The organism is Saccharothrix texasensis (assembly GCF_003752005.1).
In the GTDB taxonomy this organism is placed as follows: domain Bacteria; phylum Actinomycetota; class Actinomycetes; order Mycobacteriales; family Pseudonocardiaceae; genus Actinosynnema; species Actinosynnema texasense.
In genome coordinates this window covers 1,415,187-1,431,808 of sequence record NZ_RJKM01000001.1, presented here as the reverse complement: position 1 = coordinate 1,431,808, position 16,622 = coordinate 1,415,187, and the positions used below count along the sequence as shown (strand labels likewise).

The following is a 16,622-nucleotide window of genomic DNA, read 5'->3' as shown; positions in this document are numbered from 1 at the left end:
TCGTGACGCACATCGAGCCGCTCACCCCGACCCTCGGCGCCCGGGTCACCGGCGTCGACCTCAACGACATCACCTCCGCCGAGGCGGCCTCGGCGCTGCGGGCGGCCCTGGTGGAGCACAAGGTGCTGGTGTTCCCGAACCAGTCGCTGACCCCGACGTCGCACCGGGCGTTCGCCGGCGCGCTGGGGGAGCTGACGCCGGCGCACCCCGTCGTGCCCGGTCTGGACGCCGACCACCCCGAGATCTACGTGCTCGACGCGAGCGACGGCGGCAAGGCGCCGGTGTGGCACACGGACGTCACCTTCATGGCCCGTCCGCCGCTGGGTTCGGTGCTGCGGGCGGTGACGCTGCCGCCGACCGGCGGCGACACCTGCTGGACGGACCTGGAGGCGGCGTACTCGTCCTTGTCGGCTCCGGTGCGCGCGCTGGCGGACAAGCTGACCGCGCTGCACGACGGTCGCAAGGACTTCGAGGAGTACCTGCACGAGCGGCTGGGCGGCGAGGGCGGCACGTGGGAGGGTCGGCGTGTCCGGTCGCTGGAACCGGTGGAGCACCCCGTGGTGCGCACGCACCCCGAGTCGGGACGGCGCAGCCTGTTCGTCAACCCGGGGTTCACCACGCGGCTGCTCGGCGTGACGGAAGCGGAGAGCAGGGCGCTGCTGGACGTCTTCTTCGCGGCGGTGGGCCGACCCGAGTTCACCGTGCGGCACCGGTGGGCCGAGGGGGACGTGGTGGTCTGGGACAACCGGAGCACGGCGCACTACGCGGTGGACGACTACGGGGACCGGCGGCGGGTGATGCACCGGATCACCCTGCGCGGCGACGTGCCGGTCGGGGTCTGACCCCGGTCCCGGTGCCGGGCTGGTGCTCGGCACCGGGAGGCGCGGGGGTCACGTCGGGACGGGTGTCAGACGGCCGTGCGCGACCACTGCTGGTTGGTGCCGGTGTTGCAGGTGTACTGCTTGAGGACCACGCCGTCGGCGGTGGAGGCGGCGGGCACGTCGACGCACTTGCCGCTGTGCCGTGCCTTGAGCTGGAAGTAGCTGCCGTTGGCGACCAGCTGGAACTGCTGGTTGGTGCCGGTGCCGCAGGTGTACTGGACGATCTCGGCCCCGTCGGCGGTGGAAGCGCCGACCACGTCGAGGCACTTGCCGCTGTGCCGGCTGACGATGCGCCAGTAACCGCTGCCCGCGTCCTGGAACTGCCACTGCTGCCAGGCGTTCCCGCCGTAGGTGTACTGGCCGACGCGCGCGCCGTTGTCGGTGTTCGGTTGTTGGACGTCCATGGCCTTGCCGCTGTGGCGCGCGTCGATCCGGTAGTACGTCGGCGGCGGGGTCGTGACGCTGTCGCCCCAGGCGTAGCGGAGCCGGTCGGCCCCGGAGGCGTTGCGGACGGTCAGGTCGAGGTTGGTGCCGCTGCCGCTCAGCGAGTACATCGAGTAGTAGTCGTAGCCGATGTCGCCGGGCTTGCCGCCGATGGCGGGCCAGTAGGTGCCGCCCATCCGGTTGTCCCGCATGACCTGGGCCATGGCGCGGATGTGGCGGACGAAGTTGTCGGTGCTGTTCGCGTCGGCGTAGTTCAGGCCGGTGGACATGGGCGCGCCGAACTCGGTCGCGACCGCACGGGAAGCGCAGTTGCCCAGCCGGGTCTGGATGTGGCTGCGGAAGGCGTCGTAGGTCATCGGGCTGTAGAAGAACGCGTAGTGGTGGAAGGACAACAACGTGGAGTTGAAACGGCTGTCGTTGCACACGTCCCGCAGGTCCTGGCTGTAGCCGGTGCCGCCGATGAGCACTCGACCGGGCACGGCGGAGGTGTGGTAGCTCAGCCAGTTCGCGGCGACGTTGCGCCAGTCCGCCGAGGAGTAGCCGTGCGGCTCGTTCATCGGCTCGAAGTACACGTTGCCGTTGGCCCCGTAGGTGTTGGTCACGCTGGACCACATCGTGTTCCACGCCGCCAGGTTCGTGATCCGACCGCCCGAGGCCGCCCCGTCCTCCCAGTAGGCCAGGATCACCTTGAACCCGCGCTCGGTGGCCGCGTCGATCGCGCCGCGGTAGGCGTTCCACCACGTCGTGTTGGCCACCGTGTGCGTGTTGATCGGCAACCGCACGGTGTTCACGCCCAGCGTCGCGGCCATGTCGTCGTACAGCGCGTTGGCCTTGGCCCGCACCGTCGCGTTGCTGTCGGACTGGCTCAGGCCCTGCACCACGAGCGTGCCGGTGCTGAAGTTGTCACCCAGCACCGCCCAGTTCACGCCGCGGAACTGACTGGTGGCCGCACCGGCCGACGGCGCGGTGACCACCAGCCCGACCGCCGCGGTCACCGCGGTCACCGCGAGGGCGATCAGCAGCCGGCGCCACGACCCGCTGCTCGGGGACGGTCCTGGTGGGCGAGCACCGGACGCCATGATCGATGTCATCGGATGTCCAATCGCTAGATCTTCTGCGCACAGCGGTTCGGCGGGCGGGACGCCCCTGCTCCGGGACGTCCCGCCCGTGCCACGGGAGGTGTCACGAGTCGCCCGAGGGACCCGCGATCGAGGTGCCGGTGCGGACGGGGACGCCGAGGTTGGGCGAGCCGTCCGAGTTCCAGGCGATCTTCTGCGCCCGCGTGGTGCGGGTGGTGCCGCAGCCTTGGCCGGCGGAGGAGTTCGCGTGGTAGACGACCCAGGTCTCGGCGTTGTCGGGAGACCTGACGAAGGACGCGTGCCCCGGGCCGTAGACGCCGTTGGCGTCACTGCGCTGGAAGATGGGCGTGGACTTCTTCGCCCACGAGCTCGCCGACATCGGGTCGCCGCCGGTCCAGGTCAGCACGCCGAGCTTGTAGTCGGGCGTCTGGCAGGAGCTGGCCGAGTAGGTCAGGAAGGTCTTCCCGGCGTTGTACACGGCGTAAGGGCCCTCGTTGACCGCGCCGCCCTGCCGCTCCCACGACAGCCCCGGGGACGAGATCCGGGCGCCGTTGCGCGAGACCTGGGTCGGCGACGACATCGGGGCGATGAACAGCCCTTGTTCACCACCGCGGAACGCGGAGTAGACGAAGTGGTCGGGGTAGCCGTTGAACCGGACCACGCTGCCGTCGATCGCCCACCCGCCGTTGGGCTCCAGGTTCAGGATGCCGCGGTAGGTGTAGGGGCCCAGCGGGTCCGTGCCGTTGCTCTCCAGCACTCCGGTCCGGCGCCGGCCCTGGCCCGGCGACGGCTCCGCCGAGAAGTACAGGTACCACCGGTTGCCGGTCCACTGCAGGTCCGGCGCCCACATGGTGCAGCAGCCGGGCCCGGCGGTCAGGGTGAACACCGTCTGCTCGGCCGCGGTCTTCAGCCCGGCCATGGTGGACGACCGGCGCATGACGATCTTCGAGGACCACGTCGTGGCCACGTAGTACCAGTTGCCGCCGCTGTACACGATCGACGGGTCCGCGCTGTTCGGCGCGCCGACGAGGGGGTTGGTGAACGACGGGCCGGGCGCCGCGACCGCCGGTGCGGCGGGCACGGCCGCGGCCAGGGCGGACGCGAGCACGGCCGCGGCGGCGAGGGTGAGCACCCGTCGTGCCGTTCTCAGACCTCTTCGCACTGACATCGGCGTTCCTCTCTGAGGGTCTGCGGGTGGCGGCGGAGGTCTCGTGCGTGCGGCGCTCAGGACTGGGTGCGGCTCCACTGCTGGTTGGCGCCGCTGCCGCAGGCGTACTGCTGGACGTCGGCGCCGTCACCGGTGCCGGAGGCGACGACGTCCAGGCACTTGCCGCTGTGCCGCGCGACGATCCGGTAGTAGCTGCCGGTGGCCTGCCACTGCCACTGCTGGTTGGCGCCGCCGCCGCAGGTGTACTGGATGACGTTGGCCCCGTCGGCGGTGGAGGCGCTCGCCACGTCCAGGCACTTGCCGCTGTTCTGGTTGACGATGCGGAAGTAGCCGCTGCCCGCGTCCTGGAACTGCCACTTCTGGTTGCCGCCGCCGTTCCAGGTCCACTGCTTGACCTCGGCGCTGTCCGCGGTCGAGGCGGACACGACGTCCATCACCTTGCCGCTGTTGCGGTTGGTCACGCGGTAGGCGGGCGCCGCGCCGGGCACGTCGGAGACCGGCAGGATCGTGCCGTGCCGGCAGCCGGGGCAGGTGATCTGGCTCAGGCCCGACCAGGAGCCCAGGTTCGAGCTGGTGGCCGTCCAGATGCCGCCGTTGGTGTACTTGTCGACCCAGATGCGCCAGGAGCCGTCGGCCATCCGCAGCACGGCCGGTCCCTCGTAGCCCGAGCTCCACAACCGGCCCTGGTCGCTCCACCCGCCGGTGAGGCTGGTGCTGGTCCAGTGCTCGACGTACTTGGAGGTCTCGTTCTTGGCGAAGGCGTGGTAGGTGCTGTCCGACTTCACCACGTAGGTGTCGATGTGGTTGTAGCCGAGGCCGCCCATCTGCGCCGGCCCGCTCCACGAGGTCAGCGCGCTGTTCTGGGCGGTGAAGACGTAGGGGCGGAAGCAGTCGGAGCACGTCGTCTGGGCGATGCTCACGATGACCCGGACGGTGCCGTTCTCGACGTAGAACTCGGGCGCCCACGTGAACCGCGTGTCGGCGACGCCGGAGTTGACGCTGGTCACGTGCGTCCAGTTGACCAGGTCGGGGCTGGAGGCGATGTTGAAGTGTGTTGAGTTCGTCGTCCACGACTGGACGGTGTGGGCGACGTAGTAGAGCCCGTTGTGCTGGATGACGCTGGGGTCGCGCAGCACCCCGGACGGGCCGCGGTAGCCGGTGTCGGCCAGCACGGAGAAGTTCGTGCCGTTGGACGAGGAGTAGACCCAGAGCTCCTGGTCGGCGGCCGCGTCACCCTTGAACGTGGTGTAGACGTAGCCGGGTGCGGCCTGCGCGGGTGACGCGACGGCCACCGCGGTCGCGGCGACGGTGAGCGCCACGAGGCTGAGTCGGGCCAGCAGGCGCCGGGCCTTCGGCGGTCTGTTCACGGGTGGTCTCCTCGCGAGGTGGGCGGCCGGCGGAGGTCGGCCCGGGAAGGGCCGACCTCCGCCCGCAGGGCGCGGTGTGGCGCGATGGCGCGGAGCCGCCGGCGTCGGGAGTCGCACTGCTCCGGAGCGGCCGGGCGAGCTCGGGGGCACGAGGCTCGCCGCGGGCGCGGCACTGGGCGGTCGACATCGGCGTCTCCACTCGGGTGTCCGCCGACGCTGTCGGCGCAGGCGGCGGCCCGCCCGGCAGGCAGGGGCAGTGACCTGTCGCGAGGGCACTGGTGGGTGGGTGTGACGGGCGCCACCGTTCTGTGTGAACGCTAACAGCAGTTTGCCCAGTCACTCAAGAGTGAACTGGGGGTTACAGGAATCAACACGCGAGTGTGGTGTTCGAAGCACTTCGTGATCTCTGTTATCGCTAACAGCGCGGAGCGGACGCCCGGCCCACCCAAGCGGATCAGCCGGTGGTGAACAGGTCCGCCGGCACGGCGTCCGCCAAGGCGCGGTAGCCGGCGGGGTTGAGGTGGAGGTGGTCGCCCGTGTCGTAGGCGGCGTTGAGGCGGCGCGGTTGGGCCGGGTCGCGCACGGTCTGGTCGAAGTCGATGACGGCGTCGAAGCGCCCGCTGGTGCGGATCCACGTGTTGACCGCCTGACGGGTCCGCTCCCGGTGACCGGTGGCGTCGTCGTAGCCGTTGCCGCCGAACGGGGTGATCGTGGCGCCGTGGACCCGGATGCCCTGGGCGTGGGCGCGGGTGATGATCTGGTCGTAGGCGTCGATCAGCTCCGTGCCGATCAGCTGTTGGTCGGCCTGGGTGGCCGGTGCGCCGCCGATGTCGTTGACGCCCTCGAACACCACGAGCCACTCGACCCCGCTCTGCGCGAGCACGTCGCGGTCCAGGCGGGACAGGGCGTTGGGGCCGAGGCCGTCGCGCAGCACGCGGTTGCCGCCGGCGGCTTGGTTGACCACGGCGGTGCCGGCGGTGTCCGGTCGGGTCTGGAGCCGGGCCAGGAGCAGGTCGGGCCACCGGTTGTTGGCGTTGGTGGTGGAGCCGCGGCCGTCGGTCAGGGAGTCGCCGAGCACCACGACGGCGGCCGTGTCCGGTTCGGACAGCACTTCGAGGCCGTGCAGGAAGTACCAGTGGTCGGTGGGCGTGGAGCCGTTCATGGTCTCGGTGTTCACGTGGTTGCCGGCCAGCAGGTGCGACGTGGTGCGCGAGCCGGGGTGGGAGGTGATGCCGGTGGATGCCTGGCCCTGGGCCAGGTATGTGGTGACGGTCAGGTTGGCCTGCGCCTGGACGGGGAACGCGACCGGGTCGGAGACGACCTCCGCGCCCCGCTGCACGGTGGTGGAGCCGCGACCGCGGAAGGTGACCGGCCGGGAGGTGCCGGGCTCGATCGCGTTGACGCCGGCCGCCCCGCCCCGCGGTCGGGCGATCGTCACGGCGGTGATGGGCAGCGGCGCGCCGCCGAAGGCGTTGGAGAACCGCAACCTCAGCTGGTCGCCGCCCGCGGAGACGTGGACGGTCTGGCGCAGGGTCGCGTTGGCCAGGACCACGCCGTTCTGGGTGAACGGCGCGGGCGGCATGTTGGACGACTCGGTCAGCTGGGGCATCGAGGCCCAGCTGTGCACCCAGTGCTCCTCGGCGGTGGAGGACGGGGTCGCGCCGATCGCCTGCGACGCGAGGACGAGGGCCGCCGCGGCGGCCAGGCTGACGAACGATGACGCCTTGCTCATGGTTCTCCTTCGCACAGCCCGATCGGCGGGAACCCGGGTGGGGGTTCCCGCCGATCGGGTGGGGGATGATCAGCCGGTGGCGCAGGTCGGCGCGAGGCCGGTGCCGACCCCGGTGCCCTGGAAGCCGAACTCGGTGGACTGGCCCGCGGTGACGCGGCCGTTGTAGGTCTCGTTGGTCCACCGGATGGCGCCGGTGTCACCGCTGCGCCGGGCGTTCCAGGCGTTGGTGACGGTCGCGCCGGACGGCAGCGTGAGCGCCACGGTCCAGCGGTCGACGGCCGACGACCCGGCGGTGACCTTCACGGTGGCGGTGAAACCACCCGTCCACTGGTTGACCGACACCGAGGCGGTGCACCCGGCCGGACCGGGTGAGGTGGTCGTGGTAGTCGTGGTGGTCGTTGTCGTAGTGCTGCTGCTGCTGGTGGTGGTGGTCGTCGTCGGGTCGTCGGGGGAAGCCCGGAGGCTCTCCGGCGGGCCCAGGTGGCTGGGTTTGAGACCACCGGTGTCGATCAGGAGCTTCTGCAGCACGACGGTGGGGTCGACGACCCAGAACTTCACCGTGTGCACACCGGGGGAGGAGACGGTGAACGTGGTGGAGGTGCGGTTCACCGCGTCGAGGGTGTTCATCTCCCAGCCCTTGTTCATGGCGGTGTCGTCGGAGCCGGTCGCGGCCGTGATGTCGACCGTCTTGGGCGCCTGGTCGTCGAGCGAGACGGCGTACTCGACCCCGCTGCCCGGTCGCACGTTGTTGCGCGGCGACAGGTGTGCCCAGACGGTGACCGGGCCGGTCGTGGTGAGGTTCACCCGGTACTCCAGGTGCGCGCCCGAGCCGCCCGGCGTCTGGTCGGCGGCGGTCACCGGGGAGGGCTGCACGCCGGCTCCGGTGAGGCCGATGCCGGGGAGCCGCTCCCACGTGACGCCGTTGCCGTCGACGGCCTGGGCGTAGTGGTCGGCGTCGACGGAGACGTAGCCGTTCGCCTCCACGAACCCGTCCACCGGGGCGGTGGCCGGGTTGTCCACCACCGCTTGCACGGTCACGGTGCGGCCCGCGCCGGTGACGGTGATCGGCACCGCGGTCCTCCCGGTCGGCGCCTTGGCCCAGTCGACCCGCAGGGTGGCGCGGATCTGCTTGGTCACGGTGCCGCTCGCGGTGGTGGCGGTCAGCCACGGCGCCGACGGCGTGATCCGGTAGTCGAACGAGCTGCTGCCCCGGTTGAACACCTCGATGTGCTGGGCGGGTTGCGCCTGGTACGGGCTGAACACCGGCAGGACGGGTTGGCTGGTGGCGTTGGGCCACCAGTTCAGCGAACCGTCGATCGCCACGCCCATCGACGCCGCCGACGGCACGGTGATGCGTTGCAGCGCCGGGTAGATCTGGTCCGGGTCCGGTGGCTCCTGCCAACTGGCGTTGTTCCCGTAGCGGGCCTTGTCGCCGTAGCCGATCTTGGTCTGGGTCTGCCAGCCGGTCCACTTGCCACCGGCGAGGGTGTTGTTGTAGTGGTTGGACATCGCCACGTCGTCGGCGAGCCGGGCCTCGGCGGTCGCGGCGAGGTCGTTGGTCGCCGCCCGCCCCTGTGACGCGTACCAGCGGTTGAGGAACTGCGCCTTGCGCAGCGCGTACAGGTTGGCGGTCGCCTTCGCCGGGTAGAGCACGAGCTGGTGGTAGGCGTCCCGGTCGGCCGCCGGCAGACCTCGTCCGACCGCGTCGGCCTTCGCGGCGAGCTCCTGCCACTCGGCGGTCACCCGGTCCAGCTCGCCGTAGTTCTCGATGCTGTACGGGGTCATCGCGTCGTCGGTGGTGATCGCACCGGTGGCGCCGCGGGTGTAGCGCCGGTTGGTCGCCTCGGGCTTGCGGCGCGCCTGGAGCTGCCCGTAGGTGTGCAGCACCTCGGCGATCGCGGGCGCGGCCTGGTCGCCGAAGTTCTGGGCGGCGTACCCCCGGGTCCACTCCTCGACGCCGTCGGCGGGGATGGCGTCGGGGTTCCAGGCGTAGTCGAGGAAGAACTGGGTGGGCGCCTCCTCGTTCTTCAGGTCGCCGACGTTGACCACCCAGAGCCGGTCGATACCGCTGCGGTAGGACAGGTTGAGCTGTTCGCGGGTGTTGGCCAGGTTGATGGTGTCGACCCACTTGTAGTTCCGGCCGCCGCCCACGTAGTCGAAGTGGTAGTACAGGCCGTAACCGCCCGAGCGGGGCGCCGACGCCGGGTCGGGGACCTTGCGCAGGTTGCCCCAGTTGTCGTCCGCGAAGACGACCGTGACGTCGTCCGGCGGGCGCAGGCCGCGGTCCCAGTAGCGCTGGACCTCCTTGTAGAGCGTGAAGACCTGCGGGATCTGGTCGAGCGGCGCGGTGCTCTCCCGGTCGAGGATCTGGCGCTGACTGGCGATGATGTCCCGCATCAGGTCGATGCCGTCGCCGTCGGGCAGGCTGGTGTCACCGTCACCGCGCATCCCCAGGGTCACGACGCCCTCGAACTTCTCCCGCTCCATGCGCTTGACGCCGTCGGCCCAGTAGTCCTGCACGGCGGTGCGGTTGCGCACGAAGCTCCACTCGCCGTTGCCGCCGTAACGGGTGGGGTTGCGCTTCCACTCCTCGATGCCGCGCATCATGGGCGCCTCGTGGGAGGAGCCCATCACCACGCCGTAGCGGGTGGCGGTGGCGTGGTTCTGCGGGTCGTCCTCGGCGAACGCCCGCCCCCACACCGCCGGCCACAGGTAGTTGGCCTTCAACCGGAGCATGGCCTCGAAGACCTTCTCGTAGTACAGGCGGTTCAACCCGGAGCCGTAGCCGGGCGCCAGGCCCGGTCCGAACGTCGCCCGCGCCCACCGGCCGGTCGACGGGTTCTCGTCGTTGATGAACACGCCCCGGTACTTCACCGCCGGGGTGCCCTGCGTGTGGCTGCCCGGACGCACGTAGAGCGCGCTGTGCTTGCGGGCGGGCACGTCGTCGAAGTAGTGCCACGGCGACACCCCGATCCGCCGGGAGACGTCGTAGGCGCCGAAGATCGTGCCGCGCTGGTCGCTGCCCGCGATCACCAACGCCCGGCTGACCCCCGCCACCGGGCTCTCGACCACCTGCTGGAGCGAGGTCTCCCACTTGCCGCGGATGCGGCTGACGTCCAGCTTCCCGGCGGAGACCAGGCCGTCGATCAGCGGACTCCGCCCGAGGGTGCCGACCAGCACCACCTCGCCGGACGTCGGCGTGCCCGTGGAGACGGTCGGCCGTGCGCCGGTGACGCGCTCCACGTCGTCACGCAGGTCGTTCACCACCCGCACGACGCCCGGGAAGTCGCCGCCGCTGACGAACAGCGGGGCCGCCCGGCCGCTCGCGGCCAGCGTGAACCCGCCGTCGACCGGGCTGAACGAGAGGTAGTCGGCCTCGGCGGCGGACGCGTCGGGCGCGCGGGCGGCCAGCACGACCGCGGGCAGCAACGCCGCCAGGACGAGCAGGGCGAGGATCGCGGGCAGGCCCCGCCGCGACGCGGGGAACCGCCTTCGCCGGCGCGGCGCGTCGACGCCCGGCCTCGATGTCGTTGTCACTGGGACCTCCGGAGCGGTACGGCTGCGGCCGGCCGTGTGGTGGCGAACGGGCGTGGCGACTGCCGCAGGCGGCGGCGATCGCTGCCCGCGGTCGTTCGTGGCGGTGGTGGCGAACGCGGGTGCGGTGCCGTGCACCCCGTGTCCCGCTGCGGAAGTTAGAAGCCGGAAGCCGGCTCGGGCAAGGTTCGGCGTGGCTCGCGAAGGGCCGGCGCGAAGCGGGACTACGCAGGTAGAAAGCTTTCGAGGCATCCGAGAAACACTTCGCTGAATCACTCGCTCGGTCTAACCGGTACCGGCCTGCCGTCTCACTACGCACGGCAGCACGATGCGGGTCAGTGGCTATTCAGGCGTGTCCGGAGCACCGACCGGTGCTTTCCGTGGAGCGGGAGCGTGCTGGATTCGGCTCCACAAGAAATTTAATTTAGCTCCACTTTTAGCTCCACGGACAGCGTCGTGCGATCCCGCCGGTCAGCCGGTCAGGCGCTCCTCGGCGGCCCGCCACGCCCGGGCATCACCACTCGGCTCGTACCGGACCACGCCGGTCGAGGACCGCACCAGCTCCCGCAGCTCCCGCAGCCCGCCGCCGAGCACGCCCAACGCCCGCGCCTGCACGAGCGCGTTGCCGTAGGCGGCAGCCTCGACCGGGCCCGCCACGACCGGCAACCCGCAGGCGTCCGCGGTGAGTTGGCACAGCAGGCGGTTGCGCGCGCCGCCGCCCACCACGTGCACGACCTCGACCCGCCGTCCCGACAGCTCCGCGGCCTGGCGGACCGCGCGGCGGTGCGCCAGCGCCAGGCTGTCCAGCACGCACCGGACGATCGCGGCGGGCGTCGAGGGCGGGGTCTGCCCCGTCCGCGCACAGGCCTGCGCGATGCGGGTGGGCATGTTCCCCGGTGCGATGAACGCCGGATCGCCCGCGTCCACCACCGCGGCCAACCCCGGCTCGGCGGCCGCCGCGTCGAGCAACCCGCCGAGGTCCGGATCGCCCCACTCGCGCGAGCACTCCTGCAACAACCACAGGCCCATCACGTTGCGCAGGTAGCGGACCGTGCCGTCGACGCCGAGCTCGTTGGAGAAGTTCGCCGCGCGACCGGCCTCGCTGAGCACCGGCCGGTCCAGCTCCACCCCGACCAGCGACCACGTCCCCGTGGCCACGTAGGCGAAGTCCCCCGTCTCGGCCGGCACCCCGACGACCGCCGACGCGGTGTCGTGCGACCCGACGGCCACCACCGGCACGGGCCCGGTCAGCCCGGTCTCCGCCAGGACGTGGTCGCGCAGCACGCCGACCTCGGTGCCCGGCTCGACCAACGGCGTGAACAGCCCGGCGGCGAGGTCCAGGCGCGCCACCAGATCCGCCGACCACGTCCGCGTCCGCGCGTCGAGCAGGCCGGTGGTGGAGGCGTTGGTGACCTCCGTGACGCGCGCGCCGGTGAGCCAGTGCGCGAGCAGGTCGGGGATGAGCAGCAACCGCCGCGCCGCCGCCAGCTGCGCCGTGCCGCGGGCCGCCGCCAACTGGTAGACGGTGTTGAACGGCAGCACCTGCAACCCGGTGACCCGGTACAGCTCGGCCGCCGGCACCCGGGCGTGCACGGCCTCGGGCACGCCGTCGGTGCGCCGGTCGCGGTAGTGGACCGGGTTGCCGAGCAGCGCCCCGTCGGCGTCCAGCAGGCCGTGGTCCACCGCCCACGAGTCGATGCCGACCGCGTCCAGACGCGGCCCGGCCGCCCGCAGGCCGTCGAGCACGCCCCGGTACAGGCCCAGCACGTCCCAGTGCAGCGTGTCGCCGAGCCGCACCGGTCCGTTGGGGAACCGGTGCGCCTCGACGAACGTCGCCCGACCGGGCGTGACGTCGAAGGCCATCACGCGTCCGCTGGACGCGCCGAGGTCGACCGCCGCGACCCGGACCGCACCGCCGGCCATCAGCGCAGGAACGCGGCGGCGACGCCGGAGTCGACCGGCACGTGCAGGCCGGTGGTCTGGGACAGGTCGCCGGCGGTGAGCGCGAAGACGGCGGCGGCGACGTGCTCCGGCAGCACCTCCCGGCCCAGCAGCGTGCGCTTGGCGTAGTAAGCGCCCAGGTCCTCCTCCTTGACCCCGTACACGGCGGCCCGCTGCGCACCCCAGCCGCCCGCGAAGATGCCCGACCCGCGCACCACGCCGTCGGGGTTGACGCCGTTGACCCGGATGCCGTGCGGCCCCAGCTCGGCGGCCAGCAGCCGCACCTGGTGCGCCTGGTCGGCCTTGGTCGCGCCGTAGGCGACGTTGTTGGGCCCGGCGAACACCCCGTTCTTGCTGGAGATGTAGACGATGTCGCCGCCGACGCCCTGCTCGACCATCACCTTCGCGGCGGCCCTCGACACCAGGAAGGACCCGCGCGCCATCACGTCGTGCTGGAGGTCCCAGTCGCGCACGGTCGTCTCCAGCAACGGTTTGGAGATCGACAGGCCGGCGTTGTTCACCACCAGGTCCACACCGCCGAACGCGAGCACCGCCTCGGCGAAGGCCCGCTCCACGGCCGCCTCGTCCGACACGTCCGCGGCCACGCCGATCGCCACGTCCGCGTCGCCGATGCCCTCGGCGACCGCCGCCGCGCGCTGCCCGTCGAGGTCGGACACGACGACGCACGCGCCCTCGGCGGCCAGCCGCTCGGCGATGGCCTTCCCGATGCCCGACCCCGCGCCGGTCACCAGCGCCACCCGCGTGGCCAGCGGCTTCGGCTCGGGCATCCGGGCGAGCTTGGCCTCCTCCAAGGCCCAGTACTCGATGCGGAACTTCTCCGACTCCGGGATCGGCCGGTAGGTCGACACCGACTCGGCGCCGCGCATCACGTTGATCGCGTTGACGTAGAACTCGCCCGCCACCCGCGCGGTCTGCTTGGTGCGGCCGAACGAGAACATGCCGACACCGGGCACCAGCACGATCGCCGGGTCCGCGCCGCGCATGGCCGGCGAGTCCGGCGTCGCGTGCCGCTCGTAGTAGGCGCGGTAGTCCTCCCGGTACGCGGCGTGCAGCTCCGCGAGCCGCGCGACGACCTCCTCCACACCCGCCGTGCCGGGCAGGTCCACCACCAGCGGCTTGACCTTGGTGCGCAGGAAGTGGTCCGGGCACGAGGTGCCGAGCCCGGCCAGCGCCGCGAGCTTCTCCCGGGACAGGAAGTCCAGCACCACGTCGGTGTCGGTGAAGTGCCCGACCTGCGGGTGGTCGGTCGACGCCAGGCCGCGGACCGCGGGGAAGATCGCCGCCGCCCTGGCCCGCCGCTCGGCCTCGGGCAGCGGTTCGCGGCCCGGGACCACCGCGCCGAACGGCTCGGGGGACCCGTGCCGCGCCAGGAACTCCTCCGCCGTCCGGATGATCTCCGAGGAGTGCGCCTCGCACTCCTCGGACGTGTCGCCCCACGCGGTGATCCCGTGCCCGCCCAGCACGCAGCCGATCGCCCGCGGGTTCGCTGCCTTGATCGCCGCGATGTCGAGTCCCAGCTGGAAACCGGGACGGCGCCAGCCCACCCACGCCACCCGGTCGCCGAAGCACCGCCGGGTCAGCTCCTCGCCGTCGGCCGCGGTCGCCAGCGCGATGCCCGAGTCGGGGTGCAGGTGGTCCACGTGCGGCGCGTCGACCAGCCCGTGCATGGCCGTGTCGATCGACGGCGCCGCGCCGCCCTTGCCGTGCAGGCAGTAGTCGAACGCCGCGACCATCTCGTCCTCCCGGTCCACACCGGGGTAGACGTCCACGAGCGCACGCAGCCGGTCCAGGCGCAGCACGGCCAGGCCGGCGGGGGTGAGGGTGCCGAGGTCGCCGCCTGAGCCCTTCACCCACAGCAGCTCGACCCGGTCACCGGTCACCGGGTCGGTGTCGCTGCCCTTCGCGGAGGTGTTGCCGCCCGCGTAGTTGGTGTTGCGCGGGTCGGCGCCCAGCCGGTTCGAGCGGGCGACCAGCGCGGCGGCGGTCGTGTTGTCGGTCATGTGCGGGAAGCTCCTCGTGGGGCGAGCGGTGCGAGGGGTGCCGAGGGGTGTCGAGGGGTCAGAGCCAGCCGGCCTGCGTGCCGCCGACGCGCGCGGCGGCGATCTCGGCGGCGTAGCCGGAAGCGCGGTAGGCGGCCATCGGGTCGCGGGGCAGCCCCCTGGCCTCGCGGCGGTCGGCCAGCGGGCCGCGCACGTCGGTGTGGAAGGCGTCCATCAGCACGTCGTGCGCGCCGATCACGTCACCGGCGTCCTGGGCGGCGGTCAGCGCCTCGGTGTCGACGAGCAGCGCCTTGGCCAACGCCTGCTCGACGTTGAGGACCGACCGGACCTGGCCCGCGATCTTGTCCTCGATGTTGTGGCACTGGTCGAGCATGAAGTTCACCCCGGACCCGGGGCGGTGCGCGTCGACCGCGACGATCTCGACCATGATCCGGAACAGCTGGAACGGGTCGGCCGACCCCACGATCAGGTCGTCGTCGGCGTAGAAGCGGGAGTTGAAGTCGAACGCGCCCAGCCGGCCCGCCCGCAGCAGCTGCATCACGATGAACTCGATGTTGGTGCCCGGCGCGTGGTGGCCCGTGTCGAGCACGACCTGCGCGCGTTCGCCGAGGGCCTGGCAGTGCAGCAGCGCCGTGCCCCAGTCGGGGACGTCCATCGCGTAGAAGTACGGCTCGAAGAACTTGTACTCCAGCAGCAGCCGCTGCTCGGGGCCGAGGGCGGCGTAGATCTCGGCCAACGAGGCGGCCAGCCGGTCCTGCCGGGCGCGCAGCGAGTCCTGCCCCGCGTAGTTGGTGCCGTCGGGCAGCCACAGCTTCAGGTCGGTCGAGCCGGTCTCCGCCATCACCGCCACGCAGTCGAGGTGGTGCGCGACGGCCTTGGCCCGCACCGCCGGGTCCGCGTGCGTCAGCGAGCCGAGCTTGTAGTCGTCGTCCTGGAAGAGGTTCGAGTTGATCGCGCCGATCCCCACGCCGTGCTCCTCGGCGTGGGCGGACAGCGCGCCGAAGTCCTCGACCCGGTCCCACGGGATGTGCAGCGACACCCGCGGCGCGAGCCCGGTCAGGGCGTGCACCCGCGCGGCGTCGGCGATCTTCTCGAACGGGTCGCGCGGTGTGCCCGGTGTGGTGAACACCTTGAACCTGGTGCCGGAGTTCCCGTACGCCCAGCTCGGCACCTCGACGGTGAACCCGTCGAGCTCCGACAGCACCTCCTGCAGGGACATCACACGCGTTCCTCTCGGCAGCGGGGTCAACCGGTGTGGCGCCGACGGTAGCCGACCTTGGAACGTTTCACAACGGACGGTGGCCGGGTGGAATCGGTCGTCCGGCGCACCTTCTTCTCCCTGCTACGCTTCGCCATGACGCAGTGCTTGGACGTTTCATCTCCGCGCCGCGTCGATCACGAAGGAGGGTGGGCGGTGTCCGCGCCGAGCATGAAGGATGTCGCCGCGCACGCGGGCGTGGCCGTGGGCACGGTGTCGAACGTGCTCAACCACCCCGAGCTCGTCGCGGAGAGCACCCGCAAACGGGTGCAGGCCGCGATCGCGGAGCTGGGCTTCGTGCGCAACGAGTCGGCGCGCCAACTGCGCGGCGGCACCAGCCGCACGCTCGCCTACGTCGTGCTCGACACCCGCAACCCGTTCTTCACCGACGTGGCGGCCGGCGCGCAGCGGGTGGCGGAGGACGCCGGGCTCGCGATGTTCCTGTGCGACGGCGGCGAGGACCCCACCCGCCAGGCGAGGTACCTCGACCTGCTCGAGCAGCAGCGGGTGGAGGGCATCCTCATCACGCCGGTCGACGCGGGCGACCCGCGCCTGGCCGCGCTCGCCCGGCGCGGCACGCCCGTGGTGGTCGTCGACCGCGGCGCGGGGCCGGACCGCTGCTCGGTGTCGGTGGACGACGTGCTCGGCGGCGACCTCGCCGCCTCGCACCTGCTCGACGCCGGGCACCGCCGGATCGCCTTCGTCGGCGGGCCGCGCTCGATCGGCCAGGTGACCGACCGCCTCGCGGGCGCCGAGCAGGCCCTCGCCCGCGCCGGCGCCGAACCGCTCACCGTCCTGGAGACGGCACGCCTCGACGTCGCCGAGGGCAGGCGCGCGGGCGAGCGGCTGGCCGGCCTGCCCGCGTCCCGGCGCCCCACCGCCGCGTTCTGCGCCAACGACATGCTCGCGCTCGGCCTGCTCCAGCAGGCGGTCCGGCTCGGCCTGCGCGTGCCGCACGACCTGGCGATCGTCGGTTACGACGACATCGAGTTCGCGGCCGCGGCGGCGGTGCCGCTGACCTCGGTCGCCCAGCCGCGCCAGCTCCTCGGCCGCACGGCCGCGGAGCTGCTGCTGGCCGAGGCCCGGCACCCGGAGGGGCACGTGCACGAGCAGCGGGTGTTCGAGCCCGAGCTGGTGGTGCGCGAGTCGACCAGCATGCGCCGGCTGGACGGCGTCGCCTGATCGTGTGACGGCACC

Annotated in this window: 10 protein-coding genes; 2 read left to right on the top strand and 8 right to left on the bottom strand. The window is 72.0% G+C overall.

Annotated elements, in window-relative coordinates; genetic code table 11:
* The first annotated feature begins 2 nt into the window (after positions 1-2).
* Entirely contained in the window at positions 3-842 is an 840-nt protein-coding gene (locus EDD40_RS05315) for a TauD/TfdA dioxygenase family protein (protein ID WP_123741891.1), read from the top strand.
* A 65-nt stretch (positions 843-907) separates the two neighbouring features.
* On the opposite strand, the gene EDD40_RS05310 is transcribed toward EDD40_RS05315, so the two are convergent.
* From EDD40_RS05310 to rhaI, 8 genes are all read right to left on the bottom strand, one after another.
* Positions 908-2,404: an RICIN domain-containing protein gene (locus EDD40_RS05310; RefSeq protein ID WP_123741890.1), complete on the bottom strand. Its 1,497-nt coding sequence runs from the start codon at positions 2,402-2,404 to the stop codon at positions 908-910.
* Positions 2,405-2,507: 103 nt separating this feature from the next.
* Positions 2,508-3,572: a glycoside hydrolase family 43 protein gene (locus EDD40_RS05305; RefSeq protein WP_123741889.1), complete on the bottom strand. Its 1,065-nt coding sequence runs from the start codon at positions 3,570-3,572 to the stop codon at positions 2,508-2,510.
* Between the two features lie 56 nt (positions 3,573-3,628).
* On the bottom strand, positions 3,629-4,939 hold the full coding sequence (locus EDD40_RS42450; RefSeq protein ID WP_211348093.1) for an RICIN domain-containing protein: 1,311 nt from the start codon (positions 4,937-4,939) through the stop codon (positions 3,629-3,631).
* A gap of 454 nt (positions 4,940-5,393) precedes the next feature.
* A complete protein-coding gene (locus tag EDD40_RS05295) occupies positions 5,394-6,671 on the bottom strand; it encodes an SGNH/GDSL hydrolase family protein (protein ID WP_123741888.1) in 1,278 nt (425 codons plus the stop codon).
* 69 nt (positions 6,672-6,740) lie between these two features.
* Positions 6,741-10,208 (bottom strand): glycosyl hydrolase 115 family protein, encoded by a 3,468-nt coding sequence (locus EDD40_RS05290; RefSeq protein ID WP_211348092.1) that lies wholly within the window; start codon positions 10,206-10,208, stop codon positions 6,741-6,743.
* Between the two features lie 468 nt (positions 10,209-10,676).
* Positions 10,677-12,128, bottom strand: coding sequence for a rhamnulokinase (locus tag EDD40_RS05285; RefSeq protein ID WP_123741887.1), 1,452 nt, complete (start codon positions 12,126-12,128; stop codon positions 10,677-10,679).
* Positions 12,128-14,167 carry a bifunctional aldolase/short-chain dehydrogenase gene (locus tag EDD40_RS05280; protein WP_123741886.1) on the bottom strand — a complete coding sequence of 680 codons (2,040 nt, stop codon included), beginning with the start codon at positions 14,165-14,167 and terminating at the stop codon, positions 12,128-12,130. Before EDD40_RS05280 ends, EDD40_RS05285 begins: the two co-directional genes overlap by 1 nt.
* Before the next feature lie 58 nt (positions 14,168-14,225).
* The gene (gene rhaI, locus EDD40_RS05275) at positions 14,226-15,386 is read right to left on the bottom strand and encodes an L-rhamnose isomerase (RefSeq protein WP_123741885.1); all 1,161 of its coding nucleotides are present in this window, start codon (positions 15,384-15,386) and stop codon (positions 14,226-14,228) included.
* A 210-nt stretch (positions 15,387-15,596) separates the two neighbouring features.
* On the opposite strand from rhaI, the gene EDD40_RS05270 reads away from it, so the two are divergent.
* Positions 15,597-16,607 (top strand): LacI family DNA-binding transcriptional regulator, encoded by a 1,011-nt coding sequence (locus EDD40_RS05270; protein WP_123741884.1) that lies wholly within the window; start codon positions 15,597-15,599, stop codon positions 16,605-16,607.
* Positions 16,608-16,622 lie beyond the last annotated feature (15 nt).